Source organism: Kitasatospora sp. YST-16, from assembly GCF_026802215.1.
Taxonomy (GTDB): Bacteria; Actinomycetota; Actinomycetes; order Streptomycetales; family Streptomycetaceae; genus Kitasatospora; species Kitasatospora cineracea.
In genome coordinates this window covers 4,839,474-4,865,324 of record NZ_CP113837.1, presented here as the reverse complement: position 1 = coordinate 4,865,324, position 25,851 = coordinate 4,839,474, and the positions used below count along the sequence as shown (strand labels likewise).

The 25,851-nt window shown below is 72.9% G+C and carries 26 protein-coding genes, 5 tRNA genes and 1 pseudogene; 6 read left to right on the top strand and 26 right to left on the bottom strand.

From position 1 onward, the window contains the following. Positions 1–9: 9 nt before the first annotated feature. The 7 genes from OU787_RS22290 to OU787_RS22260 all read right to left on the bottom strand — a co-directional run bounded on the left by OU787_RS22290 (position 10) and on the right by OU787_RS22260 (position 7,730). On the bottom strand, positions 10–603 hold the full coding sequence (locus OU787_RS22290; RefSeq protein ID WP_030458837.1) for a YceD family protein: 594 nt from the start codon (positions 601–603) through the stop codon (positions 10–12). A 154-nt stretch (positions 604–757) separates the two neighbouring features. Next, a complete protein-coding gene (locus OU787_RS22285; protein WP_268660363.1) occupies positions 758–1,936 on the bottom strand; it encodes a cell division initiation protein in 1,179 nt (392 codons plus the stop codon). Positions 1,937–2,067: 131 nt separating this feature from the next. Further along, complete coding sequence (coaD, locus tag OU787_RS22280) at positions 2,068–2,553, bottom strand: pantetheine-phosphate adenylyltransferase (protein WP_030458839.1); 486 nt, start codon at positions 2,551–2,553, stop codon at positions 2,068–2,070. 32 nt (positions 2,554–2,585) lie between these two features. Beyond that, positions 2,586–3,170 carry a 16S rRNA (guanine(966)-N(2))-methyltransferase RsmD gene (gene rsmD / locus OU787_RS22275; protein ID WP_030458840.1) on the bottom strand — a complete coding sequence of 195 codons (585 nt, stop codon included), beginning with the start codon at positions 3,168–3,170 and terminating at the stop codon, positions 2,586–2,588. A gap of 98 nt (positions 3,171–3,268) precedes the next feature. After that, the gene (locus OU787_RS22270) at positions 3,269–3,778 is read right to left on the bottom strand and encodes a hypothetical protein (protein WP_030458841.1); all 510 of its coding nucleotides are present in this window, start codon (positions 3,776–3,778) and stop codon (positions 3,269–3,271) included. 106 nt (positions 3,779–3,884) lie between these two features. Further along, positions 3,885–6,086, bottom strand: a complete 2,202-nt coding sequence (gene recG, locus OU787_RS22265) for an ATP-dependent DNA helicase RecG (RefSeq protein ID WP_268660362.1) — start codon at positions 6,084–6,086, stop codon at positions 3,885–3,887. Between the two features lie 36 nt (positions 6,087–6,122). Next, positions 6,123–7,730 carry a DAK2 domain-containing protein gene (locus tag OU787_RS22260; protein WP_030458843.1) on the bottom strand — a complete coding sequence of 536 codons (1,608 nt, stop codon included), beginning with the start codon at positions 7,728–7,730 and terminating at the stop codon, positions 6,123–6,125. A 242-nt stretch (positions 7,731–7,972) separates the two neighbouring features. Between OU787_RS22260 and rpmB the strand changes: the two genes are divergently transcribed. Continuing rightward, the gene (rpmB, locus tag OU787_RS22255) at positions 7,973–8,158 is read left to right on the top strand and encodes a 50S ribosomal protein L28 (RefSeq protein WP_014138233.1); all 186 of its coding nucleotides are present in this window, start codon (positions 7,973–7,975) and stop codon (positions 8,156–8,158) included. A 242-nt stretch (positions 8,159–8,400) separates the two neighbouring features. Here rpmB and thiD read toward each other — a convergent pair whose 3' ends face one another. The 3 genes from thiD to OU787_RS22240 form a co-directional block, all read right to left on the bottom strand. Continuing rightward, on the bottom strand, positions 8,401–9,207 hold the full coding sequence (gene thiD, locus OU787_RS22250; protein ID WP_268660361.1) for a bifunctional hydroxymethylpyrimidine kinase/phosphomethylpyrimidine kinase: 807 nt from the start codon (positions 9,205–9,207) through the stop codon (positions 8,401–8,403). Between the two features lie 31 nt (positions 9,208–9,238). Next, complete coding sequence (locus tag OU787_RS22245) at positions 9,239–10,264, bottom strand: 6-phosphofructokinase (RefSeq protein ID WP_030458845.1); 1,026 nt, start codon at positions 10,262–10,264, stop codon at positions 9,239–9,241. A 141-nt stretch (positions 10,265–10,405) separates the two neighbouring features. Beyond that, positions 10,406–11,374 (bottom strand): thiamine-phosphate kinase, encoded by a 969-nt coding sequence (locus OU787_RS22240; RefSeq protein WP_030458846.1) that lies wholly within the window; start codon positions 11,372–11,374, stop codon positions 10,406–10,408. Positions 11,375–11,575: 201 nt separating this feature from the next. On the opposite strand from OU787_RS22240, the gene OU787_RS22235 reads away from it, so the two are divergent. Together OU787_RS22235 and OU787_RS22230 are read left to right on the top strand one after the other, a co-directional pair. Then, positions 11,576–11,809: an Lrp/AsnC ligand binding domain-containing protein gene (locus tag OU787_RS22235; protein WP_030458847.1), complete on the top strand. Its 234-nt coding sequence runs from the start codon at positions 11,576–11,578 to the stop codon at positions 11,807–11,809. Positions 11,810–11,853: 44 nt separating this feature from the next. After that, positions 11,854–12,393 (top strand): DUF3515 domain-containing protein, encoded by a 540-nt coding sequence (locus OU787_RS22230; protein ID WP_051816676.1) that lies wholly within the window; start codon positions 11,854–11,856, stop codon positions 12,391–12,393. Positions 12,394–12,415: 22 nt separating this feature from the next. Here OU787_RS22230 and OU787_RS22225 read toward each other — a convergent pair whose 3' ends face one another. Genes OU787_RS22225 through OU787_RS22215 form a run of 3 tightly spaced genes read right to left on the bottom strand, consistent with a single transcriptional unit; the run spans position 12,416 to position 15,387 of the window. Then, a complete protein-coding gene (locus OU787_RS22225; RefSeq protein ID WP_268660360.1) occupies positions 12,416–13,558 on the bottom strand; it encodes a D-alanine--D-alanine ligase family protein in 1,143 nt (380 codons plus the stop codon). A gap of 30 nt (positions 13,559–13,588) precedes the next feature. Continuing rightward, on the bottom strand, positions 13,589–14,572 hold the full coding sequence (locus tag OU787_RS22220) for an NAD(P)H-dependent glycerol-3-phosphate dehydrogenase (RefSeq protein WP_162870153.1): 984 nt from the start codon (positions 14,570–14,572) through the stop codon (positions 13,589–13,591). 14 nt (positions 14,573–14,586) lie between these two features. Then, positions 14,587–15,387, bottom strand: a complete 801-nt coding sequence (locus OU787_RS22215) for a lysophospholipid acyltransferase family protein (RefSeq protein ID WP_268660359.1) — start codon at positions 15,385–15,387, stop codon at positions 14,587–14,589. Between the two features lie 218 nt (positions 15,388–15,605). Here OU787_RS22215 and cofC point away from each other — a divergent pair. Further along, positions 15,606–16,312 (top strand): annotated as a pseudogene (gene cofC, locus OU787_RS22210) (2-phospho-L-lactate guanylyltransferase); the annotation flags it as partial. Between the two features lie 232 nt (positions 16,313–16,544). Here the strand turns inward: cofC and OU787_RS22205 are convergent. Together OU787_RS22205 and OU787_RS22200 are read right to left on the bottom strand one after the other, a co-directional pair. After that, complete coding sequence (locus OU787_RS22205; protein ID WP_268660358.1) at positions 16,545–16,937, bottom strand: hypothetical protein; 393 nt, start codon at positions 16,935–16,937, stop codon at positions 16,545–16,547. Next, positions 16,934–17,179, bottom strand: coding sequence for a hypothetical protein (locus OU787_RS22200; protein ID WP_157852197.1), 246 nt, complete (start codon positions 17,177–17,179; stop codon positions 16,934–16,936). The genes OU787_RS22205 and OU787_RS22200 overlap by 4 nt, the downstream gene beginning before the upstream one ends. A 141-nt stretch (positions 17,180–17,320) precedes the next feature. Here OU787_RS22200 and OU787_RS22195 point away from each other — a divergent pair, with 141 nt between their 5' ends. Next, the gene (locus OU787_RS22195) at positions 17,321–18,064 is read left to right on the top strand and encodes a GntR family transcriptional regulator (protein WP_268660357.1); all 744 of its coding nucleotides are present in this window, start codon (positions 17,321–17,323) and stop codon (positions 18,062–18,064) included. A 321-nt stretch (positions 18,065–18,385) separates the two neighbouring features. Here OU787_RS22195 and OU787_RS22190 read toward each other — a convergent pair whose 3' ends face one another. From OU787_RS22190 to leuC, 4 genes are all read right to left on the bottom strand, one after another. Further along, positions 18,386–19,069 (bottom strand): HU family DNA-binding protein, encoded by a 684-nt coding sequence (locus OU787_RS22190; RefSeq protein WP_268660356.1) that lies wholly within the window; start codon positions 19,067–19,069, stop codon positions 18,386–18,388. Positions 19,070–19,202: 133 nt separating this feature from the next. After that, positions 19,203–19,493, bottom strand: coding sequence for a hypothetical protein (locus OU787_RS22185; protein WP_380377054.1), 291 nt, complete (start codon positions 19,491–19,493; stop codon positions 19,203–19,205). A 134-nt stretch (positions 19,494–19,627) separates the two neighbouring features. After that, positions 19,628–20,239 carry a 3-isopropylmalate dehydratase small subunit gene (leuD, locus tag OU787_RS22180; protein WP_030458858.1) on the bottom strand — a complete coding sequence of 204 codons (612 nt, stop codon included), beginning with the start codon at positions 20,237–20,239 and terminating at the stop codon, positions 19,628–19,630. Between the two features lie 3 nt (positions 20,240–20,242). Further along, positions 20,243–21,664: a 3-isopropylmalate dehydratase large subunit gene (leuC, locus tag OU787_RS22175; protein ID WP_030458859.1), complete on the bottom strand. Its 1,422-nt coding sequence runs from the start codon at positions 21,662–21,664 to the stop codon at positions 20,243–20,245. A 232-nt stretch (positions 21,665–21,896) separates the two neighbouring features. On the opposite strand from leuC, the gene OU787_RS22170 reads away from it, so the two are divergent. Further along, positions 21,897–22,610 carry an IclR family transcriptional regulator gene (locus OU787_RS22170; protein ID WP_030458860.1) on the top strand — a complete coding sequence of 238 codons (714 nt, stop codon included), beginning with the start codon at positions 21,897–21,899 and terminating at the stop codon, positions 22,608–22,610. A 144-nt stretch (positions 22,611–22,754) separates the two neighbouring features. Here the strand turns inward: OU787_RS22170 and OU787_RS22165 are convergent. From OU787_RS22165 to OU787_RS22135, 7 genes are all read right to left on the bottom strand, one after another. Then, positions 22,755–22,829 (bottom strand) — tRNA-Gln (locus tag OU787_RS22165). 4 nt (positions 22,830–22,833) lie between these two features. Next, positions 22,834–22,906: transfer RNA gene (locus tag OU787_RS22160), tRNA-Glu, on the bottom strand. Between the two features lie 13 nt (positions 22,907–22,919). Beyond that, positions 22,920–22,992 (bottom strand) — tRNA-Glu (locus tag OU787_RS22155). Positions 22,993–23,027: 35 nt separating this feature from the next. Beyond that, positions 23,028–23,100: transfer RNA gene (locus OU787_RS22150), tRNA-Glu, on the bottom strand. 21 nt (positions 23,101–23,121) lie between these two features. Next, a tRNA-Gln gene (locus OU787_RS22145) sits at positions 23,122–23,193 on the bottom strand. 198 nt (positions 23,194–23,391) lie between these two features. Further along, positions 23,392–24,915, bottom strand: coding sequence for a glutamate--tRNA ligase (gene gltX, locus OU787_RS22140; RefSeq protein ID WP_268660355.1), 1,524 nt, complete (start codon positions 24,913–24,915; stop codon positions 23,392–23,394). After that, positions 24,908–25,708 carry a fumarylacetoacetate hydrolase family protein gene (locus OU787_RS22135; RefSeq protein ID WP_030458862.1) on the bottom strand — a complete coding sequence of 267 codons (801 nt, stop codon included), beginning with the start codon at positions 25,706–25,708 and terminating at the stop codon, positions 24,908–24,910. Before OU787_RS22135 ends, gltX begins: the two co-directional genes overlap by 8 nt. Positions 25,709–25,851: the final 143 nt, after the last annotated feature.

Below are 25,851 nucleotides of genomic sequence, written 5' to 3'. Positions count from 1 at the left end.
CGCTGTGTCTTATTCCTCGTCACCCTCGTCGCCGGGGGCGGCGGAGAGTCCCTGCAGGGCCGCCCACCTGGGGTCGGCGGCGTCGTGGTGGTGCGACGGGTCGTCGCTCAGGCGGGCCCCGCACTCGGAGCACAGACCCAGGCAGTCGTCCTGGCACACCGGCTGCAGCGGCAGTGCGAGCACCACCGCGTCACGCAGCACCGGCTGGAGGTCGAACAGGTCGCCCTCCAGGCGGTAAGTCTCGTCCTCGGACTCCTCGTCGAAGTCGTCCCCCGCAACCGCGCGGTGACGCTCCTCGGACTCCGGGTAGTAGTACAGCTCCTGGAAGTCGACCTCCAGGTCGTCCTCCACCGGCTCCAGGCAGCGGGAGCACTCGCCGGTGACGTGGGCCTCGGCGGTGCCGGTGACCAGCACGCCCTCGACCACCGACTCCAGGCGGAGCTCCAGCGTGATCTCGCTCTTCTCGGGAACGCCGATCACGTCCGCGACGCCCAGCTCCGCCGGAGCCTCCAGGGTGCGGGAGACCTTGCGCAGCGAACCGGGGCGACGGCCGAGCTCATGCGTGTCGAACACGAGCGGGTCGCGGTGGTCGAGGCGGTTCAAGGTGTCCTGACTTCCTGGTGGCGGCGCGCATTCCTGCGCGGCGCGGAGTTTCGGTTTCTGCGGCGGCCCGGCGAGCGGGCGCACGGCGAACCCGGCGCGAACAGGCCGGAGTGGTCAGACTACCGGAGAGTCCGCGCCGAACCCAACTCGCCCCTCAGCGGCCGCCGAGCTCCCGCAGCCGGGTCATGTCGATCATGCTGGTGTCGAAGAAGCTGGTCTCGTCCAGCCCGGCCTGCTGCTGCGGCAGTTGCGCCTGCTGCTGGGGCTGCTGCTGGTAGCCGTACGGGTCGACGGGCAGCGGGTTGCCCCACTGGTCGAAGCCCTGCGGCTGCTGGTACTGCGGCTGCTGCTGGTAGTACGGGTCGACCGGCTGCTGCTGCCCGTAGGGCTGGCCGTACGGGTCGGCCTGCGGGGCCGCCGCCGGGTCGTAGCCGCCGCCGTACGCCTCGGCGTACTGCGGGGCCTGCTGCTGTCCGTACGGGTCCTCGCCGGCCTGCTGCTGTCCGTACGGGTCCTCGCCGGGCTGCTGCCAGCCGGCCGCGGCCGGGGTCTGCTCGGGCCAGCTCTGCTGCTGCGGGACGTCCGCGTACCAGTTCTGCGGGTCCTCGGGGGCGGCGCCGTCGGCGAAGCCGGCGGCCACCGCCTCGGCCCGGTCCTTGAGCTGCTGGGCCTCGTCGGCGGCGGCCAGGTAGGCGCCCAGCTCGTCGATCGGGGCCTTGCCGAGCAGCTTGTCGCGGCCCTTGCCGACCGCCTCCAGGGTGGCCGAGAGCACCGCCTCCAGGGTGGCCAGCTTCACGTCGACGTACTCGTCGGCCTCCGGGCTGGGGCTGGTCCGCGGCCGGAACTCCTCGCCGTCCTCGGCGCCGTCCTGCTCCGGCTCGTAGACGCCGGAGTCGCCGCGCAGCTTCTGCCGGCCGCGACCGACCGCGCCGAGCGTCTTGGTGAGGACCACCTCGAAGTTGGCCAGCTTGGAGTCGACGTAGTCGTCGGCCTCGGCGAGCTTGGTCTGCACCTCGGTGCGGGCCTCGGCGAGCACCCGGTCCGCCTCGGCCTGGGCCTGCCGGACCACCTCGGTGTCGGAGATCAGCGAGCCGCGCTCGTCGTGCGCGCCGCGGATGATGTGGTCGGCCTGCGCCTGGGCGTCGGCCACCATCTGCTGATGGTCCGCCACCACCGACTGCGCCTGGGCGAGTTCGGCGGGCATCGCCTCCCGCAGGTCGCGGAGCAGGCCGGTCAGCTCGGCGCGGTTGACCACGCAGGACGACGACATCGGCATCGCCTTCGCCTTCTCGACCACGGCGATGATCTCGTCGAGTTTCTGCTGCACGTCCACGGGCGTCTTCAGTCTTTCCGTGTGCCGCCGAGGTGCGGCGGAGGCAGTGCTCCGGGGGTCGCTGGCTGCGGCCCCGGGGCCGGGAGTATCAAGACTGTACGGCCACCTGCCCCACCGCTCACAACGCCCGGTCAGTTGCGGCGTTCGGCGATCCGCTCGACCAGTCGCCGGTGCACCGCCCCGGGCAGCAGGTGCGAGACGTCGCCGCCGAGCGAGGCGACCTCCTTGACCAGGCTGGAGGACAGGAAGCTGTACGTCGGCGAGGTCGGCACGAACAGCGTCTCGACGCCGGTGAGCCCGTGGTTCATCTGGGCCATCTGGAGTTCGTAGTCGAAGTCGCCGGCCGCCCGCAGGCCCTTGATGATCGCCGGGATGCCGCGCTCGCGGCAGAAGTCCACCAGCAGGCCGCTGTGCGACTCGACCTTGATGTTGCCCAGGTGGGCGGTGGTCTCCTCGATCAGGGCGATCCGCTCGTCGATCGAGAACATGCCCTGCTTGTTGCGGTTGATCAGCACCGCCACGTGCACCACGTCGTACAGCTTGGAGGCCCGCTCGATGATGTCGAGGTGTCCGTTGGTGATGGGGTCGAAGGACCCCGGACAGACGGCGCGGCGCATGCGTGTGCTCCCTTGTGGGGCGGGATGTTCTGCTACGAGTCTTGATCAGCCCCGGTAGCGGCGCGACCGTACCAGAGCGTGCCCTCGCCGTACTTGCGCGAGCGCAGCCCCTCGAAGCCGTCCGGCCAGCCGAACTCGCCGCCCCGGGTGCTGCGTTCCACGGTGACGAGAACGTGCTCGGACAGCCAGCCCCCCGAGCGGAGTGTGACCAGCATCTCGCGCAGCGCGGCGTCCTCCACCGCGTACGGCGGGTCCAGGAACACCAGGTCGTACGGCTCGGCCGGCGGCGGCCCCGCGACCACCTTCTCGGCCTTGTCGGCCCGCACCTCCGCGCCGGGCAGCCCCAGCGTGCGGACGTTCTCCCGGACGGTGCGCACCGCGCTCGCGTCCGCCTCCACCAGCAGGGCGTGCGCGGCCCCGCGGGAGAGCGCCTCCAGCCCGACCGCGCCGCTGCCCGCGAACAGGTCGAGCATCCGGGCCCCGGCGACCGGCCCGAACAGCGCCTCGACGGTGGAGAACATCGCCTCCCGCGCCTTGTCGGACGTCGGGCGGGTGTTCCGGCCGGGCGGCGCGGCGAGACGGCGGCCTCCGGCACGGCCGGCGATCACGCGAGGCATGGCGTTGGGTCCTTTGCGGGTGGGAGGGACTGCGCGCCCGACCCTAGCCGACGGATCGGCCCGGGCCGGGCGCGCGCCCGCTCACTCCCCCGCGGCGGTCACTCGTTCGCGGCGGCGCCCAGCAGCGTCGGCGACGCGTAGCGCGACCAGGACAGGCAGCCGTCGGGCGGGCAGTACTCGGGGCGGCGCGGGTCGTGCCCGAGCTCGCGCAGCTTGGTGCGGACGGAGTCGGGCGTGCGGCCGTAGCGGGCGGCGATCCGGGCGATGGTCTCGCCCTCGTGGAAGCGCCGGACCAGCTCCTCCTCGTGCTGCGGCACCCAGGGGGCGCCGTGGCCGGGGTAGAGCTCGCGCAGCACGTCCCGGTCGGGGATCGGCTCGGAGACGTCGGCGACGATGGCCAGCGCGCGCAGGGCGCGGTTGAGTGCGATGCGCAGGGAGGCGACGTCCTCGACCGGGAGGCGGAGCTTCCCGGAGGCGACCGGGTTGGCGGAGTTGCCCTCGCGCCAGCCGGTCAGGGTGAGGGTGACTTCGCGGTCGTCCTCGCTGGCGACCTCGATCCGGAAGACCTTGTCGCCGAGCGGGAGCTCGTTGAGGTGACGGAATGCCATGCAATGACCCCCAATTCTCGCGCCGGGGACGCGACTTGGAGTGCGCCCCGAACAACTACATTCTCTCCCGGGGCACTGACAACCACAGGTGTCCGAACGACCCGCCTCAGCCCTTCTCCAGGTACTCCGCGCGGTCCTCGTCGAGCAGGCTCTCCAGCGCGGTGCGCAGCTCGGGGTGGGCCGCCAGCGCGGGGTCGGCGGCGACCAGCCGGGTGGCCTCGGCCCGGGCGGTGGCGATGACGTCCTCGTCCTCCAGCACCGAGAGCACCTTGAGCGAGGACTTCACGCCGGACTGGGCCTGGCCGAGCACGTCGCCCTCGCGGCGCTGTTCGAGGTCGATCCGGGAGAGCGCGAAGCCGTCCAGGGTGCCGGCCACCGCGTCCAGCCGGGCCCGGGCGGCGCTGGCCGCGGGCATGTCGCTGACCAGCAGGCAGAGCCCGGCGGCGGAGCCGCGGCCGACCCGGCCGCGCAGCTGGTGCAGCTGGGAGACTCCGAACCGGTCCGCGTCCATGATCACCATGACGGTGGAGTTCGGGACGTTGACGCCGACCTCGATCACGGTGGTGGCGACCAGCACGTCCACCTCGCCGGCCGCGAACCGGCGCATCACGTCGTCCTTGGCCTCCGGGGCGAGCCGCCCGTGCAGGACCTCGATCCGCAGCCCGGCCAGCGGCCCCTCGGCGAGCTTCTCCGCGGTCTCCACCACGGCCAGCGGCGGCCTGCGCTCCTCGCCGTCCGCCCCTCCCACTTCCTCGGGCTCCTCCTTGCGCTTCTTCTTCCCCTTCGCCGGCTCCTCCTCGTCCCCGATCCGCGGGCAGACCACGTACGCCTGGTGCCCCTTGCCGACCTCCTCGCGGACCCGCTCCCAGGCCCGGGTGAGGAAGTTGGGCTTCTCCAGGGCCGGGACGACGTGGGTGGAGATCGGCGAGCGGCCGGCGGGCAGCTGGTCGAGGACGGAGGTCTCCAGGTCGCCGAAGACCGTCATGGCGACGGTGCGCGGGATCGGCGTGGCGGTCATCACCAGCAGGTGCGGGGGCTGCTCGCCCTTGGCCCGCAGCGCGTCGCGCTGCTCGACGCCGAAGCGGTGCTGCTCGTCGACGACGACCAGGCCGAGGTCGGCGAACTGCACCTTGTCCTCGATCAGGGCGTGCGTGCCGATCGCGATGCCGGCCTTGCCGGAGGCCATGTCGAGCAGCGCGCCGCGGCGGGCGGCGGCGCCCATCGAGCCGGTGAGCAGGGCGACCCGGGTGCCGATCTCGGAGCCGCCGATCATGCCGGCCTCGGCGAGGTCGCCCATCATCTCGACGATCGACCGGTGGTGCTGCTGGGCCAGCACCTCGGTCGGGGCCAGCAGCACGGCCTGCCCGCCGGTGTCGACCACGGCGAGCATGGCGCGCAGCGCGACCAGCGTCTTGCCGGAGCCGACCTCGCCCTGCAGCAGCCGGTGCATGGGGTGTTCGGTGGCCAGGTCGGCGAAGATCTCGGCGCAGACCTTGCGCTGGCCGTCGGTGAGGGTGAACGGGAGCCGGGCGTCGAAGGCGTCCAGCACCCGGCCGGGGACGGGACGACGGGGGACGGCGGGGAGGGCGGAGTCGGCGGCCCGGCGCTGGGCGAGGGCGACCTGGAGGACGAACGCCTCGTCCCAGCGCAGCCGGTTCTGGGCGCGCTCCTTCTCGGCCTGGCTGTGCGGGCGGTGGATCAGCTCCAGCGCCTCGGGCAGCGGGATCAGGTCGTGCTCGGCGCGCAGGTCGGCGGGCAGCGGTTCGCCGACGTCGGCGAGGTGCTTGGTGAGGGCCATCTCGACGCAGAGCGAGAGCTTCCAGCTGGGCAGCTGGGCGCTGGCCGGGTAGACCGGGATGAGCCGGCCGGCGAACTGCTCCGCCGCCGAGGTGCCCTCCTCGCTGTCGATCAACTGGTAGTCGGGCGAGGCGAGTTGGCGGGTGCGGTTGAACAGGCCGACCTTGCCGGCGAACAGGCCCTGCAGGCCGGGCTTCAGGTCCTTCTGCCGCCAGCCCTGGTTGAAGAACACCAGCGAGAGCCGGGAGCGGCCGTCGGTGACCACCACCTCCAGCCGGTCGCCCTTGCGGCCGCGGAACGGGATCAGCGTGACCTTCTCGATCCGGGCCAGCACCGTGACGTGCTCGTCCACCTCCAGCTCGTCCAGGCTGGTGAGCTGCCCGCGCTCGACGTACCGGCGCGGGTAGTGGTGCAGCAGGTCGCCGACCGTGCGCAGCTTGAGACTGTCGGCCAGCGCCTTCGCGGTGCGGTCGCCGACCAGTTCCTTCAGCGGTTCATCGAGAGCGCCCATCGCACCATTCCACACCACCGGACCGACGCTCCGGTCTCACTCCACCCCGATGAGCAGCGGTGCGGCCTCCCGGCCGCCCGGGTAGGCGACGGTGTCGACCTCGGGGCGGGTGCGCCGGGCGTGCGCGATCAGCCGGTCGGCGAGTTCCTCGGGGGCCTCCTCGCCGAGCACCAGGGTGACCAGTTCGCCGCCGGCCGCGAGCATCCGGTCGAGCACGCCCAGGGCCGTCCCGGTGAGGTCGGCGCCGATCACCGCGACGTCGCCGTCGATCAGGCCGAGCACGTCGCCGGCCTGGCAGACGCCCGCCATGGTCCAGGACTCGCCCTCGGCGACGGCCAGTTCGGCGTACCGGGTGGCGCCGGCCGCGGAGGTCATCGCCACCACGTCCTCGTCGAAGCGCCGCCCGGCGTCGTGCACGGCCAGCGCGGCCAGGCCCTGCACCGGGGAGCGGGTGGGCAGCACGGCGATCCGGACGCCCTCCTCGCGCAGCTGGTCGGCGGCGGCGCCGGCGGCGGCGCGCAGTTCGGGGTCGTTGAGCAGCAGCACCACCTCGCGGGCGCCGCAGCGGTGCACGGCGGCGACCAGTTCGGCGCTGGCGGGCGGGCGGTCGGGGTCGGCGGCGAGCACCACCGAGCCGGCCTGCTCGCACAGCTGGGCCAGTCCGCTGCCGGTCACCACGCTGAGCACGGCCCGGCCGTGCGAGACGGTCTCCTCGCGTTCCCCGGACCGGGCCGCGGCCTCGGCGAAGTGGGTGATCCTGATCCGGTGCGGCCGCCCGGCCTCGACGCCCGCCTCGACGGCGGCGCCCGCGTCGTCCACGTGCACGTGGACGTTCCACAGGCCGTCGCCGCCGCCGATCACCAGCGAGTCGCCGAGCCGTCCCAGGCGTTCGCGCAGCAGCGGGAGCTGCCCGTCCTCGGCCTCCAGCAGGTAGATCACCTCGAACGCCGGGTGGCCGGAGCCGGGCGGGCGCTCGTAGCTCTCGCAGCCGTCCACCACCAGCGGGTCGATCTCGCGGCGCAGCGCGACCGGGCCCATCGGCTGCTGCCCGGAGACGGCGTCCACCAGCGCGCCCAGCACGGCGACCAGGCCGCGGCCGCCCGCGTCCACCACGCCCGCCTCGGCCAGCGCGGACAGCTGGTCGGGGGTGAGCAGCAGCGCCTGCCGGGCCGCCCGGTACGCCTCCCGGGCCTGTCCGGTCAGGCCGTCGGCGCCGGTGGCGGCGTCCGCGGCGGCGGCGGCGACGGTCAGCAGGGTGCCCTCGACCGGCTGGGCGACCGCCCGGTACGCGGAGCGGGCGCCGTGGTCGAGCGCGGCGGCCAGCTCGCCGCCGTCGGAGAGCACTTCGGCCAGGCCGCGCAGCCACTGGGCGAGGATCACGCCGGAGTTCCCGCGCGCGCCGATCAGCGCGCCGCGGGCGGCGGCGGCCGCGGCGACGGCCAGTTCGGGTTCCTCGGTGGCGGCGAACACCGCGTCCAGCGCCTCGGCGGCGGACTCCACGGTCAGGTAGAGGTTGGTCCCGGTGTCCCCGTCCGGAACCGGGTACACGTTCAGCGCGTCGATCTCCTCGCGGGCCTGGCCGAGGGCGGCCAGCGCGAGCCGGCACCAGGTGCGGACGGCCGGGGCGTCGAGGGTGTCCAGCACCAGGTCTCCTCCGGATGAACGCCACGGGAACGCGAAAGGACGCGGTGGCGAGGGGCGATGCTGGCAGGTTATCGGCCCGCGCGGGGGTGCCGGTCGCAGGCTCGTGCCCAGCTCGGGGGAACGATCACCCCCGCGATCGTGGTAGTTTCGTTGAGCGGGAGTCACCGTTGTATGCTCTCCCGGTTGCCTGGAGCACCCCGGGCTAGTTCAAGTACCTGATCTGAAGTCTTGGAGTGACTCCTGTGGCTGCCAACTGTGACGTCTGCGGCAAGGGCCCGGGCTTCGGCAACAGCATCTCCCACTCGCACCGCCGCACCCCCCGTCGTTGGAACCCCAACATTCAGACGGTGCGCGCTGTGATCGGGCGGACGCCGAAGCGGCTCAACGTCTGCACCTCGTGCATCAAGGCCGGTAAGGTCTCGCGCTGACGCGCAGACCGGTACGCCGGTCACCAGCTTTCCCCGAAAGCCGACCACACCCCTCCGGGGCCGTGGTCGGCTTTCGGCTTTTGCTTCCAGGGGCCCGGGGAACGGCGGGCTCGTGCTGCTGACGGCCGGAGCCCGTCGGAGTGTCCGTGCTGCTGCGTGCCGTGAACAGAACCGGAAGCCGATGCGCGCAACGGCAGTGAACCGTCAGCAGCCACGGCCTCGCCGTTCCCCGAGCCCCTGATTTACTTCCTGGCCTGCCAGAAGTGGTCCACCGGCCCGATGCCGGCGCCGAGCGCGAAGCCGTGCGCGATGGCGCCGGTGACGTACGCCTTGGCGCCGGCGACGGCTTGCGGCATCGGGTCCCCGAGGGCGAGCCGCGCGGCGATCGCGCTGGCGAGGGTGCAACCGGTGCCGTGGGTGTGCCGGTTGTCGTGGCGGGGGGCCCGGTACCAGTGGGCCTCGCCGTCGGGGGCGAGCAGCAGGTCGGCGGCCTCGCCCTCCAGGTGGCCGCCCTTGACCAGCACCCAGTCGGGGCCGAGGTCGCGCAGCGCCTTCGCGGCGTCGAGCATGTCGGCCTCGCCGGTGACGGTGCGCCCGGTGAGCTGGGTCACCTCGTGCAGGTTGGGGGTGGCGAGGGTGGCGACCGGCAGCAGCCGGGTCCGGAGGGTGTCGACGGCGTTCGCGGCGAGCAGCGCGTCGCCGTGCTTGGAGACGCCGACCGGGTCGACCACGACGGGGGCGGGGGCGTCGGCGAGCAGCGCGGAGACGGTCTCGACGAGTTCGACCGAGGCGAGCATGCCGGTCTTGACGGCCTGCACGCCGATGTCGTCGACGACGCTGCGGTACTGGGCGCGGACGGCTTCGGCGGGCAGTTCCCAGTAGCCCTGGACGCCGAGCGAGTTCTGCGCGGTGACGGCGGTGATGACGCTCATGCCGTGGACGCCGAGGGCGAGCATGGCCTTGAGGTCGGCCTGGATGCCCGCACCGCCGCCGCTGTCGGAGCCGGCGACGGTGAGGACTCGGGGCGGGGCGGCGGCGAAGGTGCTCATGCGCCCCAACCTACCGACCCGCCGTCGGCGTTCAGAGCACGGCCTCGGATTCGGTCCAGCGGTCCTGCGGGACGGTCTTGAGCTGGACGACCGCGTCGGCGATCGGGGTGAGGTGGATCTCGGTGCCGCGCAGCGCGGTGAAGTGCCCGAACGCGCCCTTGTGGACGGCCTCGACGGCGTGCCAGCCGAAGCGGGTGGCGAGCACCCGGTCGAGCGCGGTGGGGGTGCCGCCGCGCTGGGTGTGGCCGAGGATGACCGGCCGGGCCTCCTTGCCGAGCAGGTTCTCCAGTTCGATGGCGAGCCGGGTGCCGATGCCGCCGAAGGTCTGGTGGCCGAACTGGTCGACCCGGCCGTGCTCGAAGCGCAGCGTGCCGGGCAGCGGCTGGGCGCCCTCGGCGACGGCGATGATGGCGAACTTCTTGCCGCGCCGGAAGCGGTCCTCGATCATCCGGGCGACCGCCTCGATGTCGAAGGGCTTCTCGGGGATGAGGATGCCGTGGGCGCCGCCGGCCATGCCCGCGGTGAGGGTGATCCAGCCGGTGTGGCGGCCCATCAACTCGACCACCATGACGCGCTGGTGGGACTCGGCGGTGGTCTTGAGCCGGTCGATGGCCTCGGTGGCGACGTGCACGGCGGTGTCGAAGCCGAAGGTGACGTCGGTGGCGTCGATGTCGTTGTCGATGGTCTTGGGGACGGCGACGACGGGCAGCCCGGCGTCGCTGAACAGCTTGGCCGCGGTGAGGGTGCCCTCGCCGCCGATGGCGATCAGCGCGTCGATGCCGAGGCCGGCGGCGAGTTCGCGGGAGTTCTCGACGGCCCAGCGGATCTTCTCGCGCTGGACCCGGGCGGAGCCGAGGATGGTGCCGCCCAGGGTGAGCAGTCCGGTGACGTCCTCGTGCGAGATCGGCCGGGCCCGGCCCTCGATCAGGCCGAGGAAGCCGTCCTCGATGCCGAGGATCTCGTCGCCGTGCACGTCGGTGCCGCGGTGCACGATCGAGCGGATGACCGCGTTCAGGCCGGGGCAGTCGCCGCCGCTGGTGAGAACGCCGATTCGCATGGTGGCTGTGCTCCTGCTCCGGGGGGCGCGCCCCCGCGTCCGTAGGTGGACCGGACCGTCGACGCTGCCGGTCCGCCCGACAGTCGCCACCCTACGCGCTCGGGGGCGTACCGCCGGGTAGCCACCAGGGCGGGCCGCGGCCTACTCCTCGGCGAAGTGGTCCCAGCCCGCGGTGCGGTCCCAGGGGGCGCCGTCGACGGTGACGGTGCCGCCGCGGCCGGGCCGGGCGGTCCGGACCACCTCGCCGATCACCCGCCAACGGGCGGGCAGCGGCGCGGACTTGGGGAAGGTGGCGACGATCGCGTGGTCCTCGCCGCCGGAGAGCACCCACACCAGCGGGTCGACGCCGACGGCCTGCCCGATGTCGGCCATCTGCGCGGGGACGTCGAAGTCCGCGGCCCGCAGGTCGATGTCGACCTCGCTGGCCCGGGCGACGTGGCCGAGGTCGGCGACCAGGCCGTCGGAGACGTCGACCATGGCGGTCGCGCCGAGCTCGCTGGCGGCGGGGCCGGCGTGGTACGGCGGTTCGGGGCGGCGGTGCGCCTCGACGAAGGCCCGCGGGGAGCGGAAGCCGCGCTGCAGGACGGTCAGCCCGGCGGCGGACCAGCCGAGCCAGCCGGTCACCGCGACCACGTCGCCGACCTGGGCGCCGGAGCGCACCACCGGGCGGCGGCCCTGCAGGTCGCCGAGCGCGGTGATGGCCAGCGTGATGGTGTCGCCGCGCACCACGTCGCCGCCGACCACGGTGGCACCGGCCACCTGGCACTCGTCGCGCAGGCCGTCCATCAGCTCGGTGGCCCAGGTGGTGGGCAGGTCGGCGGGGGTGACCAGGCCGAGCAGCAGCGCGGTCGGGACGGCGCCCATCGCGGCGATGTCGGCGAGGTTCTGCGCGGCGCACTTGCGGCCGACGTCGTACGCGGTGGACCAGTCGCGGCGGAAGTGCCGGCCCTCGATCAGCACGTCGGTGGTGGCCACCACCCGCCCGTCGGGCGCCTTGACCACGGCCGCGTCGTCGCCGGGCCCGAGCTCCACCGCCGGGGTCATCGGCAGCCGTGCGGTCAGCTCCCGGATGAGCCCGAACTCGCCGAGTTCGCCCACGGTCCCCTGCATTCAGCCCGTCCTTCCGCGTTCCCCGTTGTCCGATTGTCGTCCTGCTCCCCCGCCTGCGGAGGCGGCGGCACCGCCGCCCCCGCGCGCAGCGTACGCCTTTCGGGCCCCGCGGGGTCTCCCCCGTCCGTGCCGTCGCGCGGTAGCGTGGTGATCAGACTGCCGGTCAGCAACTCCCCCCACCCAGCCGCCTGGAGGTCCCCCGTGGTGCAGGCGTACATCCTGATCCAGACCGAGGTGGGCAAGGCCACCTCGGTGGCCGAGTCCATCGCCGGGATCACCGGAGTGATCACCGCCGAGGACGTGACCGGCCCGTACGACGTGATCGTCCGGGCGGAGGCGGAGTCGATCGACGAGCTGGGCCGCCTGGTGGTGGCGAACGTGCAGCGGGTGGAGGGCATCACCCGCACCCTGACCTGTCCGGTGGTGCGGCTGTAAGCCCTCCGTCCACCGGGCGGGATAAGCCCGCTTACCATCGTGCGGTGGCTTCCCGTGACCTGCTGAACCGCCTGCCCGCCCCGGTGCGCTGGCTGGCGCTGCCCGCCGCGCTGCTCGGCTGCACGGCCTGGATGGTGGTCTCCTGGGGCGGCGATCCGGACGTCCCCGCGCCCTCGCAGGACGCGGAGACCGCCCGGTACTGCGCGGCGCTGCACGCGGCGCTGCCCGCCGAGGTGCTCGGCCGCCCGCGCAGGGACCCGTCCCCGGCCTCGCCGTACACCGCGGCCTGGGGCTCCTCCCCGCGCACCGTGATGACCTGCGGCGCCGACCGGCCGGACCTGCTGAACGACACCGAGCGCAAGGGCCCGTGCGTCGACGAGGTCGGCTGGGGCCTGACCGAGGACGGCGCCGGCGGCTACCGGTTCGCCACCGGGATGCGCAAGGCGTACGTGGTGGTGGAGGTCCCGGCGGGCGCGTACCCGAACTACGCGGACCCGCTGGGGTCGTTCTCCGACGCCATCCGGGCGACCGTCCCGCGGATCGACGGGACGGCCGACTCGGACTGCCTGGACGACGCCTCCTGAGCGGCGGCCGCCCGGCCGGGGCCTAGCGCAGGCCGGTGGAGCGGCGCAGCGCGGCGGCCAGCAGGCGGTCGATCAGCTCGGCGTAGGGCACGCCGGTGGCCTCCCACATCTTCGGGTAGGCCGAGATCGGGGTGAAGCCGGGCATGGTGTTGACCTCGTTGACCATCCACCGGCCGTCGGCCAGCAGGAAGAAGTCGACCCGGGCCAGGCCCTCGCAGCCGAGGCCCTCGAACACCTCGACGGCCTGCCGGCGGATCTCCGCCCGCTCGGCGTCGGTGAGGTCGGCGGGGATGCGCACCTCGGAGGAGTCGATGTACTTGGCCTCGAAGTCGTAGAACTCGAAGTCCCCGTCGACCAGCACCTCGGCGGGCACCGAGGCGCGCGGGCCGTCCTCGAACTCCAGCACGCCGCACTCGATCTCGCGGCCCTCGACGCCCTTCTCCACGATCACCTTCGGGTCGTGGCGGCGGGCCTCCTCGACCGCGGCGTCCAGGTCGGCGAGGTCCTTGACCTTGGTGATGCCGATCGAGGAGCCGGCCCGGCAGGGCTTGACGAACAGCGGCAGGCCGAGCGCGGCGATCCGCTCGCGGGCGGCGGCCCGGCCTGCCTCGGACTCCCACTCGCGCGGCTTGAGCACCGTGTACTCGCCCGCGTACAGGCCGAGCGACTCGATGATCCGCTTGGTGAACTCCTTGTCCATGCCGACCGCGGAGGCCAGCACGCCGGAGCCCACGTACGGGACGCCGGAGAGCTCCAGCAGGCCCTGCAGGGTGCCGTCCTCGCCCCACGGGCCGTGCAGCAGCGGGAGCACCACGTCGACCTCGCCGAGGACCTTCGGCGCGGCGCCGGGCTCGCTCCACACCACCTCGCGGTCGCCGGGGGCGGCGGGCAGCACGACCTGGCCCTCGGTGGACTCGGCGACCTGGTCGACGTCCGGCATCCGGCCGTCGGTGATGGCCATCCGGGCCGGTTCGTCGCCGACCAGGGCCCAGCGGCCCTCGTGGGTGATGCCGATCGGCAGCACCTCGTACTTGCTGCGGTCGATCGAGCGCAGCACGCTGGCGGCCGTGACCACGGACACGCCGTGCTCGGAGCTGCGGCCGCCGAAGACGATCGCCACGCGCGGCTTGGCCGCCTGGTTCGGGGAGGTCTGTTCGATGCTCATAACGGCGTTGAGACTACCGTCCGATTCCGGTCACCGGCGCTCAGGCTTGGCCGAACGGGCCATCAGCCCCTTCAGCACCTCCTGGGTCGGCCGGCCCTTGTGCACCACGTCGACCACGGCCTCCACGATCGGCATCTCCACCCCGTTGCGCCGGGCCAGGTCGAGCACCGACTCGCAGGACTTCACGCCCTCCGCGGTCTGGCTGGTGGCGGCGATCGTCTCGGCCAGCGTCATGCCGCGGCCCAGGTTGGTGCCGAAGGTGTTGTTCCGGGACAGCGGCGAGGAGCAGGTCGCCACCAGGTCGCCCATCCCGGCCAGGCCGGCGAAGGTGTGCGGGTCGGCGCCGAGCACCAGGCCCAGCCGGGTGGTCTCGGCCAGGCCCCGGGTGATCAGCGTCGCCTTGGTGTTGTCGCCCAGCCCCATGCCGTTGGCCATGCCGACCGCCAGGCCGATCACGTTCTTCACCGCGCCGCCCAGCTCGCAGCCCACCACGTCGGTGTTGGTGTACGGGCGGAAGTACGGGGTGTGGCAGGCCTTCTGGAAGCGCTTGGCGACCTCCTCGTCGGCGCACGCCACCACCGTCGCGGCGGGCTGCCGGTTGGCGATCTCGCCGGCCAGGTTCGGCCCCGACACCACCACGACCCGCTCCGGGCCGACCCCGGCGACCTCCGCGATCACCTCGCTCATCCGCTTCACGGTGCCCAGCTCGACGCCCTTCATCAGGCTGACCAGGGCGGTCTGCGGCTCGATCAGCGGCGCCCAGAGCGCGAGGTTGTCGCGCAGCGTCTGGGACGGCACCGAGAGCACCGCGAAGTCCGCGCCGGCCAGCGCCGCGGCGGCGTCGGTGGTGGCCCGGATGCCCGCGGGCAGGGTCAGTTCCGGCAGGTAGTCCCGGTTGACGTGGTCCCGGTCGATCGCGTCGACCAGTTCCTGCCGGCGGCCCCACAGGGTCACCTCGCAGCCCGCGTCGGCCAGGATCATCGCGAAGACGGTGCCCCAGGAGCCCGTCCCCATCACCGCGCAGCGGGTCACCGGCCGCCCTCCTCGGCGGCGCGCTCGCGCTTGGCCTGGGCGGCCGCGGCCCGGTCCTTGGCGGCCTTGCGCATGTCGTACCGCTCCTTCGGGGCCTGCTCGCCGCGGATGTCCTCCAGCACGGCGGTGATCGCCGCCATGATGTCGTCGGTGGCCTCCCTGAGCACCTGGGCGGTGAGCTCCTGCCCCTGGTACTTGCTCAGGTCGACCGCCGGGCCCGCCGCGACGACCACCTTGTGCCGCGGGAACAGGCGGTACTTGCCCTTGCCCTTGCCGTACGGCGGGATGATCTCGTGCGCGCCCCAGTGCGCCACCGGGATCACCGGCGCGCCCGTCATCAGCGCGACCCGGGCCGCGCCGCTCTTGCCGGTCATCGGCCACAGCTCCGGGTCCCGGGTGAGGGTGCCCTCCGGGTAGAACTGCACGCACTGGCCGCCGTTCACCGCGTCGATCGCGGCCCGGAACGCCTCGGCCGCGTCGGTGGACTCCCGGAACACCGGGATCTGGCCGGTCTTGCGCAGCATGAAGCCGATGAACGGTACCGAGAACAGCGAGGACTTGGCGAGGATCCGCGGCGGACGGCCCGAGTTGTACTGCCAGTGCGCGTAGAACACCGGGTCGATCACCGAGTTGTGGTTCACCGCGGCGATGAACCCGGACTTCTCGGGCAGGTGCTCCCAGCCGCGCCAGTCCGCCTGTGCCAGGGCGTTGGTCACCGGCTTCACGAGCACCGCCGCGAAGCGGTACCAGATCCCGTAGTCGGCGTTTCCGAACCTGGCGTTAGAGCGGCGGGCCACCCCAGCTCCTCCTCATTCGTGCGGCGCCCCGTACTGCGCCGCGCTCTCTCTGCTCGCCGGGTCCGGCCAGCGGCTCCGGGGCGCCGACCAGTCTCACCCGCGGGCCGAGCCTGTGTCGAGCAGCCACCACCGCCACCAGCCGCCAGGCACCCGCCCGCCGCCCCGGGGCCCCCGGAACCGCTGGCCAGGGCTCCCCGGCCGACGCCACAATGGCGCCGATGACAGAGGACACCGTACGCCCCGCCGCCGTCGGGCCCACCGCCCCGGGGCAGCCGCACGCCGACCGGGAGGCGCTGCGGCTCGGCTGGTCGGTGGTCGTCCCGGTCAAGGCGCTCGCCGGTGCGAAGAGCCGGCTGGCCGCGTTCGGCCCGCTGCGGCCCCGGCTCGCCCTGGCGTTCGCGCTCGACACCGTCGCCGCCGCGCTCGCCTGCCCCGCGGTCGGCCGCGTCCTGGTGGTCACCCGGGACGCGCGCGCCGCCGGGCGCTGCGCGCGCTGGGGGCCGACGTGCTGGCCGACGAGCTGGAGCCCGGCGGCCTCAACCCGGCGCTCGCGCACGGCGCGGCGGCCGCCCTGCGGCGCCACCCCCGCTCCCCCGTCACCACGCTCTCCGCGGACCTGCCGGCGCTGCGGCCCGCCGAACTCGCCCGCGTCCTCGCCGCGGTGCCCGCGCGCGGCCGGGCCTTCCTCGCCGACACCCCGGGCACCGGCACCGTGCTGCTCGCCGGGGCCGGCCGCGAACCGCTCCGCCCGGCGTTCGGCCCCGGCTCCCGGGACGCCCACCTGGCCGGCGGCGCGACCGAACTGCTGCTGCCCGACGCGCCCTCCGTCCGCCGCGACGTCGACACCCCGGCGGACCTCGCCGAGGCCCGGCTGCTCGGCCTCGGCCCGGCCACCGCGGCGCTGCTCCGAAGCCCTATGCTGGCTCCCATGCAGGCCACCGCGTTCACGTACGACCCCACGACCCGCTCCGGCTCGGTCCTGCTCGACGACGGCACTCCCGTCCCCTTCGACGCCCCCGCCTTCGACGCCGGCGGCCTGCGCCTGCTGCGCCCCGGCCAGCGCGTCCGGATCCGCACCACCGGCGAGGGCCCCGACCGCCGGGTGGTCTTCCTCACCCTCCAGACCTTCCCGGACCCCGAGGGAGACTGACCGGCCGTCAGGCGCTCCGCCGGTAGCGCGGGCCCGGCGGCGGGAGGGTTCCCGAGCCGTTCAGCCGCAGCGAGGCGACGTCCGGGCTGTCGAGCAACCTGAGGGCGGTGGGCACCAGTTGGAACGGGCCGTGGCCGGTCGGGCGGACGCTGATCAGCCGGGTGCGGCCGAGCAGGGCGAAGCCGAGCTGCAGTTGGCCGTCCCGCTGCAGGAACGCCTCGGTGCGCTCGACGGCGCCCGGGCCGAAGAAGTAGCGGTAGGCCTCGAACTGCGTCCAGCCGAGCGGCAGGGCGTGCAGGGTCTGCCAGAGCGAGGCGAGCGCGGGGGCCAGCGCGAGGAACGAGGTCGGTTCGGTGATCTCCTCGATGCCGACGGTGTAGCCGGGCGGCGCGTTCTTCACGGCGGCTCCTGGGGTGGGTCGAATTCGGCCCAGACGGTGTGGATGCGGGCGCGGTAGCGGTGTCCGTAGCGGTCGGCGCGGGTCAGGACGTCGAGGACCGTGAGGTGGTCCCGCGGGTCCGGGTCTCCGGGGAGCTCCGCCTCCACGCGGTAACCGCCGTCGGGCAACTGGATGATCCTGGCTTCGGCTCCGGTGGCCGCGGCGAGCCTGGAGGCCAGGTCGAACACCCTCGTGCTTGGCACGCCACCGCTCTCCCCGAAGTCGGCCGATCACACATAGTGAAGCTGAGTCATTAGATTCCACCTGATGCATTAGGTTGTCAAGCTGAATCACCCGTCCTGCCGCCAACCGGCAGGTCCCCGCCCTCCGCAGGGAGATGCCAGATGCCCTCACAGGACCCGCCGTACCTCCGCATCGCGGACCACCTGCGCCGCCGGGTGACGGCCGGGGAGTGGGCGGTCGGCGAACGGCTGCCGTCCCGGGCGCGGCTGGCCGAGAGCTACGGCGTGGGGCCGAACGTGCTGCAGCGCGCGCAGGAAGTGCTCATCGGCGAAGGGCTGTTGGAGGGTCGGACCGGCTCCGACACGTACGTCCGGGAGCCGGTGGACCGGCTGCCGATGCTGCGCTCGCGGACGGCCGGCGCCTTCCCGGCCGCCCTGGTGCCGAACGGCGGCTGGGAGTGCGACTCGTACGGCCGCACGCCGGCCCCGGCCCACGTCGCCCGGCGGCTGCGGATCGAGCCGGGCGCGCTGACGATGCACACCCGCTACGAGTTCACCGCGGACGGCCTGGTGGTCCAACTGGCCGACTCCTGGGAGCCGATGGACCTCACCGAGAACACCCCGGCCCAGCTGCCCGAGTACGGACCGCACCACGGCCGGGGCGTGACCGCCCGGATGGACTCGATCGGGGTCCGGGTGGTGCGCGCGGTGGAGCGGCTGCGCCCGGCCCGGGCGACCGCGGAGCAGGCCGCGCTGCTGCCGGGCGTCAGCGCGGGCGACCCGGTGACGCTGCTGGAGCGGACGTACCTGGACGACACCGGGCGGCCGGTGGAGACCGCGGACCTGGTCATTCCGGATTCCCGCTGGGAGATCTGCTACGAGCTGCCGGTGGAAGTGCCGGAGTAGGACCGGCGGCGAATGGCGGCCGGCGGAAGCCGACCGGGCCGGAGAAGCCGTCCGGGCGGGAGCGCCCGGCCCGCGGCGGCGCCCGCCATTCACCGGCCGGCGCAATTCCCGGCCGGTTTTCCGGCCCGCCGGGAAGCCGCCGCCGGGGAACTGACGCCGCGTCGCGCCGACGCCCGTTCAGGACGGCGGCGGCGGAAGGCGGGTGCGCCCGGCGCCGGGCAGCGGAAAGGCCGTGCCGGTCCGGGCCCGGGGCGGAACCCGGGCCGGACCGGCACGGCCGGTGCTCCCGGTGCCGGTCGGGCCGGCGCCGGGGGCGGGCGACTACTTGGCGGTGGACTTGCGCGCGGTGGTCTTCCGCGTGGCGGTCTTCTTCGCCGGAGCGGTCTTCTTGGCGGTGGCGGCGGTCTTCTTGGCGGCCGCGGCGGTGGTGGTCTTCTTGGCCGCCGTGGTGGCCTTCTTGGCCGCCGCGGCGCTGGTCTTCTTCGCCACGGCGGTCTTGGCGGTGGTGGCCTTCTTCACCGCGGTCTTCGCCGGGGCCGCCTTCTTGGCCACCGCGGTCTTGGCGGTGGTGGCCTTCTTGGCGGCGGTCTTCTTGGCGGCGGTGCCGGCCGCGGCGGCGCGCTTGGTCGCGGCGCGCTTGGCGGCCGGGGTCGCGGCCACACCGGACTTGCCCGGGGTGAGCGAGCCCTTGGGGGCCTTCTTGACCGACGGACCCTCCTTCGGCAGCTTCTTGCTGCCGGAGACGAGGTCCTTGAAGCCCTGGCCGGGGCGGAACCGCGGGACCGCGGTCTTCTTGACCTTGACCCGCTCGCCGGTCTGCGGGTTGCGGGCGAAGCGCGCCGAGCGCTCCACCTTCTCGAAGGTGCCGAAACCGGTGACCGAGACGCGGTCACCCGCCACGACGGCACGCACCATGGTGTCGAGCACTGCGTCGACGGCCTCTGCGGCAGCCTTGCGACCGCCCAGCTGCTCGGCCACCGCTTCGACAAGCTGAGCCTTGTTCACGTCTTCCCCTTCGGAAACGGGCGCCGGATGATTCCATCCGTTCTTTTCGCACGTTAGGTATGTATCTGCGGACTTTCAATTACCAAACGCGTGAATCACCCTAGTGTCGCAATGGATTTGCGCATGGCGGTGCTCACCGGGGAGGCATCCGCCCCTCGTCGAGGTCCTGCACAAAGCGACTCAACCGCCGTGCCGCCTCCGGAAGATCGCGCTTCGCGGTCTCGGTGACGATCAGCAGTTGTCGGGTGAGAGCGGTCTTTGCGTCCGTCGACACGTTCAGCGCGTGAACGCGGGCGTGGGCTTGCTTCAACCGCTCGGCCACCAGTGCGTAGAGCAGGGTGACTTCCGAGTCGGCAGCACCGTCCTGACCGTCCCCGGACGCGGGTTCGCCGTCCTGGTACGGGGGTTCGGGACTGTGGTGCATGCAACGATTGTGCCATCTGTGCGGAGTTGCGCTACACCAGGGTCTATTCCCGGCTGACGAACTCCCCTGTGAACAACGAAGACCCGCCCCGGAGGGGGGCGGGTCTTGTTGTCGGTCCGTCAGAAAGCGGTGCCTCAGGCGACCGGCTGGGTGCGCGGCTTGAAGGACGGGCGCTTCGCCTCGAACGCGGCGACATCGGCTTCGTTCTGCAGGGTGATGCTGATGTCGTCCAGGCCGTTCAGCAGCCGCCAGCGCACGTTGTCGTCCAGCTCGAACGGGGCGGCCAGGGGGGTTCCGTCGAGCCCCTCGGCCCGGACCTCGCGGGCCTCCAGGTCGACGGTGATCTCGGCGGTCGGGTCGGCCTCGGTCAACTCCCAGAGCCGCTCCACCGTCTCCTGCGGCAGGACCACCGTGAGCAGGCCGTTCTTCAGCGAGTTGCCGCGGAAGATGTCGGCGAACCGGGAGGAGATGACGGCCTGGAAGCCGTAGTTCTGCAGCGCCCAGACGGCGTGCTCGCGGGACGAGCCGGTGCCGAACTCGGGGCCGGCCACCAGGACGGACGCGCCCTGGCGCTCGGGCAGGTTCAGGACGAAGGACTCGTCCTTGCGCCAGGCCTCGAACAGGCCGTCCTCGAAGCCGGAGCGGGTGACCTTCTTCAGCCAGTGCGCCGGGATGATCTGGTCGGTGTCCACGTTGGAGCGGCGCAGCGGGACGGCGCGACCGGTGTGGGTGGTGAACTTCTCCATGGCTCAGACCTCCACAGCCACGTTGTCGGTCAGGTCGGCGGGTGCGGCCAGACGGCCCACCAGCGCGGTGGCGGCGGCCACCTGGGGGGAGACCAGGTGGGTGCGTCCGCCCTTGCCCTGGCGGCCCTCGAAGTTGCGGTTCGAGGTGGAGGCGCAGCGCTCGCCCGGGGCCAGCTGGTCCGGGTTCATGCCCAGGCACATCGAGCAGCCGGCGTGCCGCCACTCGGCGCCCGCGGCGGTGAAGACCTTGTCCAGGCCCTCCTCGACGGCCTGCAGGGCGACCCGGACCGAGCCCGGGACGACCAGCATCCGCACGCCCTCGGCGATCTGACGGCCCTCCAGGATGGCCGCGGCGGCCCGCAGGTCCTCGATCCGGCCGTTGGTGCAGGAGCCGACGAAGACGGCGTCGACCTTGACCTCGCGCAGCGGGGTGCCGGCCTCCAGGCCCATGTACTTCAGGGCGTTCTCGGCGGCGATCCGCTCCTGCGGGTCCGCGAAGTCCGCCGGGTTCGGGACGTCCGCGCCCAGCGGCGCGCCCTGGCCCGGGTTGGTGCCCCAGGTGACGAACGGGGTCAGCTCGGCGGCGTCGATGAACACCTCGGCGTCGAAGACCGCGTCCTCGTCGGTGGCCAGCGTCTCCCAGTAGGCGACCGCGGCGTCCCAGTCCTCGCCCTGCGGGGCGTGCGGGCGGCCCTGCAGGTAGTCGAAGGTGGTGCGGTCCGGGGCGATCATGCCGGCCCGGGCGCCCGCCTCGATGGACATGTTGCAGATCGTCATCCGGGCCTCCATGGAGAGGCTGCGGATCGCCGAGCCGCGGTACTCCAGGACGTAGCCCTGGCCGCCGCCGGTGCCGATCTTGGTGATCACGGCCAGGATCAGGTCCTTGGCGGTGACGCCCTCGGGCAGCTCGCCCTCGACGGTGATCGCCATGGTCTTGAACGGGGCCAGCGGCAGCGTCTGGGTGGCCAGCACGTGCTCGACCTGGCTGGTGCCGATGCCGAAGGCCAGCGCGCCGAAGGCGCCGTGGGTGGAGGTGTGCGAGTCGCCGCAGACCACGGTCATGCCGGGCTGGGTCAGGCCCAGCTGCGGGCCGACCACGTGCACCACGCCCTGCTCGACGTCGCCCAGCGAGTGGATGCGCACGCCGAACTCCTCGGCGTTCTTGCGCAGCGTCTCCAGCTGGACCCGGGAGACCGGGTCGGCGATCGGCTTGTCGATGTCCAGGGTCGGGGTGTTGTGGTCCTCGGTGGCGATCGTCAGATCGGTCCGGCGGACCGGGCGGCCGGCCAGCCGGAGGCCGTCGAACGCCTGCGGGCTGGTCACCTCGTGCAGCAGGTGCAGGTCGATGTAGAGCAGGTCGGGCTCGCCCTCGGCGCGCCGGACGACGTGGTCGTCCCAGACCTTCTCTGCGAGTGTCCGTCCCATCGGATTCCCTCCAGCCGGCCGCTCTGCCGGCCTTCTCTTGATCGTCGAGGTCTTGTCCCGTGCTGCCCTGTGAGGCCCGCTTGAGTCGCGCCCTGCACGCCGGACCGTCCAGGATGCGGACACCCTGGTGGGGTGCCGTCCTGGGTGTCTCCCGGGCTGCTGACTCCAAGAGTGGCGCTTTTCTCGGAAGATTGAACTTGCGTCTCGCTGATTGAGACTGCAGTATCGAGACATGGACAACACTAGCGGCGTCGGCGTTCTCGACAAGGCCGCTCTGGTGCTCAGCGCACTGGAGTCGGGCCCCGCCACGTTGGCGGGGCTGGTCGCCGCCACCGGTCTGGCACGGCCCACGGCCCACCGACTCGCCGTCGCACTCGAACACCACCGCCTGGTCACCCGTGACATGCAGGGCCGTTTCATCCTCGGCCCCCGCCTCTCCGAACTCTCCGCCGCCGCCGGCGAGGACCGCCTGCTGGCCGCCGCCGGACCGGTCCTCACCCACCTGCGCGACGTGACGGGCGAGAGCGCCCAGCTCTACCGCCGCCAGGGCGAGATGCGGATCTGCGTGGCCGCCGCCGAGCGCCTGTCGGGCCTGCGCGACACCGTGCCGGTCGGCTCCACGCTGCCGATGAAGGCCGGCTCCGCCGCCCAGGTCCTGCTCGCCTGGGAGGAGCCCGAGCGCCTGCACCGCGGCCTCCAGGGCGCCCGGTTCACCGCCACCGCGCTCAGCGGCGTCCGCCGCCGCGGCTGGGCCCAGTCCATCGGCGAGCGCGAGCCCGGCGTCGCCTCCGTCTCGGCCCCCGTCCGCGGCCCCTCCAACCGGGTCGTCGCCGCCGTCTCGGTCTCCGGCCCCATCGAGCGCCTCACCCGCCACCCCGGCCGGATGCACGCCCAGGCCATCATCGAAGCCGCCAACCGCCTCACCGAGGCCCTCCGCCGCAACTGACCGCCCGCGCGCGGACACGACGACGATGCCCTCCCGGCCGGTGGCCGGGAGGGCATCGTCGCGCTGGAGGGCCCGGGCGGGTCGGCGCGGGCCGGGCATGCAAAAAAGCTCCGGTTTCCCGGAGCTCGTTCGTGGAGCTTTTCTTGGCTGGGGTACCAGGACTCGAACCTAGACTAAATGAACCAGAATCACTCGTGCTGCCAATTACACCATACCCCATAAGTACCCCCGACCGGATTCGAACCGGCGCTACCGCCTTGAGAGGGCGGCGTGCTAGGCCACTACACAACGGGGGCCTGAATGAGCGAGTACCCCCGACCGGATTCGAACCGGCGCTACCGCCTTGAGAGGGCGGCGTGCTAGGCCACTACACAACGGGGGCGGGACTCATTCGTTCTGCAATTGTCAAGAATTGCGTACCCCCGACCGGATTCGAACCGGCGCTACCGCCTTGAGAGGGCGGCGTGCTAGGCCACTACACAACGGGGGCTTACTGCAGTGATGTGCTGCGCTGGGGTACCAGGACTCGAACCTAGACTAACTGAACCAGAATCAGTCGTGCTGCCAATTACACCATACCCCACCAGAGTTCAACCCCTCTGCGGGGTCTTCCTCGGTGTCTTGCGCCTCCCTGCCCGGGCGGCGCAGAAAGAACATTACCCGACGCCCCGCCCCGCTCCAAAATCGATAACCGCAGGCAGCGCGCCGGACACCTGCGGGCCAGGTCAGCGACACGGTCCGCGGGTGTCCGGCGGGTGTCCGGCGGGGTGCCGGAACCGGCTCAGGAGGCCGGCAGGAGCTCCAGGGCGGAGAGCAGGCGGCGCAGCGTCTCCTCGCGGCCGAGCAGTTCCATCGACTCGAACAGCGGCGGGGAGACCCGGCGTCCGGTGACCGCGACCCGCAGCGGGGTGAAGGCGAACTTCGGCTTGATGCCGAGGCCGTCGACCAGGGCCTCGCGCAGCACGGCCTGGATCGGCTCGGGGGTGAAGTCGGGCAGCTCGGTGAGCGCCTTGACGGCGGCCTCGAGGACCGGGCGGGCGTCGGCGGTGAGGACCTTGGCGGCGTCCTCGGGGTCGACGGCGAAGTCCGCGGGGGCGACGAAGAGGAAGCCGGCCATGGTGACGATCTCGGAGAGGACCACCATCCGCTCCTGGGTGAGCGGGGCGACCGCGGCGAGCAGGGCGAGCTGCTCGGCGGTGGGCTCGGCGGGGAGCAGGTCGGCGGCCTGGAGGTAGGGGACCAGGCGGTCGACGAACTCCTCGGGGGCGAGGCGGCGGACGTGCTCGGCGTTGATGTGCTCGGCCTTCTTGAGGTCGAAGCGGGCCGGGTTGCCGTTGACGTCGTCGATGTCGAAGGCGGCGACCATCTCGTCGATGTCGAAGATGTCGCGGTCCTCGGCGAGCGACCAGCCCAGCAGGGCCAGGTAGTTGAGCAGGCCCTCGGGGAGGAAGCCGCGCTCGCGGTAGAGGTTGAGCGAGGCCTGCGGGTCGCGCTTGGAGAGCTTCTTGTTGCCCTCGCCCATCACGTACGGCAGGTGGCCGAACTGCGGGGTGGTGCCGTTGCCGACGCCGATCTCCGCCAGGGCGGCGTAGAGGGCGATCTGACGGGGCGTCGAGGAGAGCAGGTCCTCGCCGCGCAGGACGTGGGTGATCTCCATCAGGGCGTCGTCGACCGGGTTGACCAGGGTGTACAGCGGGGCGCCGTTGGCCCGGACGATGCCGTAGTCGGGGACGTCCTTCGGGTCGAAGGAGATCGGGCCGCGGACCAGGTCGTCGAAGGCGAGCGCGGTGTCGGGCATCCGGAAGCGGAGGATCGGCTGCCGGCCCTCCTGCTCGTAGACGGCGACCTGGTCGGCCGTCAGGTCGCGGCAGTGGCCGTCGTAGCCGGAGGGCTTGCCGGCCGCGCGGGCGGCCTCGCGGCGGGCGTCGAGCTCCTCGGTGGTGCAGTAGCAGGGGTAGGCGTGGCCGGCCGCGCGCAGGCGCTCGGCGACGTCGGCGTAGGTGTCCATCCGCTGCGACTGGCGGTAGGGAGCGTGCGGGCCGCCGACCTCGGGGCCCTCGTCCCAGTCGAAGCCGAGCCAGCGCATGGCGCCGAGCAGCTGCTCGTACGACTCCTCGGAGTCCCGGGCCGCGTCGGTGTCCTCGATGCGGAAGACCAGGGTGCCGCCGTTGTGCCGGGCGTAGGCCCAGTTGAACAGGGCGGTGCGGACCAGGCCGACGTGCGGGTTGCCGGTCGGGGAGGGACAGAAGCGGACCCGGACGGCGGGGTTCACCGCGGCGGAGCCGCTGTTGTCTGCGTTAGCCACGCTTGATCACCTTGTTGGAGAGGGTGCCGATGCCTTCGACGGAGACGGCGACCTCGTCGCCGATGTTCAGGGGGCCGACACCCGCGGGGGTGCCGGTGAGGATGACGTCGCCGGGGAGCAGGGTCATCGCCTCGGAGACGTGCACGATCAGCTCGGCGACCGAGCGGACCATCTGGGAGGTGCGGCCGGCCTGGCGGAGCTCGCCGTTGACGGTGCAGGTGACGGCCAGGTCGGCGGGGTCGAGGTCGGTCTCGATCCACGGGCCGAGCGGGCAGGAGGTGTCGAAGCCCTTGGCGCGGGCCCACTGGCCCTCGCGCTGCTGCACGTCGCGGGCGGTGACGTCGTTGGCGCAGGTGTAGCCGAAGACCACCTCGGGGACGCGCTCCAACGGCACCTCGCGGCACATCCGGCCGATCACCACGGCGAGTTCGGCCTCGTACTGCACGTCCGAGGAGAACGGCGGGTAGGCGACGGACTCGGTGGGGCCGATGACGGCGGTGGAGGGCTTGAAGAACGTCAGCGGGACGGCGGGGACCTCGTTGCCCAGCTCGGCGGCGTGCGCGGCGTAGTTGCGGCCGACCGCGACGATCTTGCTGGGGAGCATCGGGGCCAGCAGCCGGACGTCCTGCAGGCGGTGGGTCTCGCCGGTCGGCTGCGGCGTCCCGAAGGGGTGGCCGGCCAGGGTGTGCACCACCAGCGAGTCGGGTTGCGCGGCGTCCCCCTCGATGATTCCGAAGGAGACCGAGCCCGCCGCGGGGCTCCCTTCGCGGACGGAGAACCTGGCGATACGCACAGCCCTGCAACCTCTCGGTTCGTCGGCCGCCCGGACGCTCCCGGACGGTGACCGGGCCCGCAGTACCGGGCCCGGCTCGTGCCACCAAGGTTAGACCGGCCGGCGGATGGGGGGTGGGAGAAGGAGCGGGGCGAGGGCCGGGG

Excerpts from the sequence above, each read along its gene's own strand:
- coaD (WP_030458839.1), bottom strand. The coding sequence starts at position 2,553 with ATGCGCCGCGCCGTCTGTCCGGGGTCCTTCGACCCCATCACCAACGGA.
- rsmD (WP_030458840.1), bottom strand. The coding sequence starts at position 3,170 with ATGCCTCGCGTGATCGCCGGCCGTGCCGGAGGCCGCCGTCTCGCCGCG.
- OU787_RS22270 (WP_030458841.1), bottom strand. The coding sequence starts at position 3,778 with ATGGCATTCCGTCACCTCAACGAGCTCCCGCTCGGCGACAAGGTCTTC.
- recG (WP_268660362.1), bottom strand. The coding sequence starts at position 6,086 with ATGGGCGCTCTCGATGAACCGCTGAAGGAACTGGTCGGCGACCGCACC.
- thiD (WP_268660361.1), bottom strand. The coding sequence starts at position 9,207 with ATGAGCACCTTCGCCGCCGCCCCGCCCCGAGTCCTCACCGTCGCCGGC.
- OU787_RS22245 (WP_030458845.1), bottom strand. The coding sequence starts at position 10,264 with ATGCGAATCGGCGTTCTCACCAGCGGCGGCGACTGCCCCGGCCTGAAC.
- OU787_RS22240 (WP_030458846.1), bottom strand. The coding sequence starts at position 11,374 with ATGCAGGGGACCGTGGGCGAACTCGGCGAGTTCGGGCTCATCCGGGAG.
- OU787_RS22225 (WP_268660360.1), bottom strand. The coding sequence starts at position 13,558 with ATGAGCATCGAACAGACCTCCCCGAACCAGGCGGCCAAGCCGCGCGTG.
- OU787_RS22220 (WP_162870153.1), bottom strand. The coding sequence starts at position 14,572 with ATGGGGACGGGCTCCTGGGGCACCGTCTTCGCGATGATCCTGGCCGAC.
- OU787_RS22195 (WP_268660357.1), top strand. The coding sequence starts at position 17,321 with ATGCCCTCACAGGACCCGCCGTACCTCCGCATCGCGGACCACCTGCGC.
- OU787_RS22185 (WP_380377054.1), bottom strand. The coding sequence starts at position 19,493 with ATGCACCACAGTCCCGAACCCCCGTACCAGGACGGCGAACCCGCGTCC.
- leuD (WP_030458858.1), bottom strand. The coding sequence starts at position 20,239 with ATGGAGAAGTTCACCACCCACACCGGTCGCGCCGTCCCGCTGCGCCGC.
- leuC (WP_030458859.1), bottom strand. The coding sequence starts at position 21,664 with ATGGGACGGACACTCGCAGAGAAGGTCTGGGACGACCACGTCGTCCGG.
- OU787_RS22170 (WP_030458860.1), top strand. The coding sequence starts at position 21,897 with ATGGACAACACTAGCGGCGTCGGCGTTCTCGACAAGGCCGCTCTGGTG.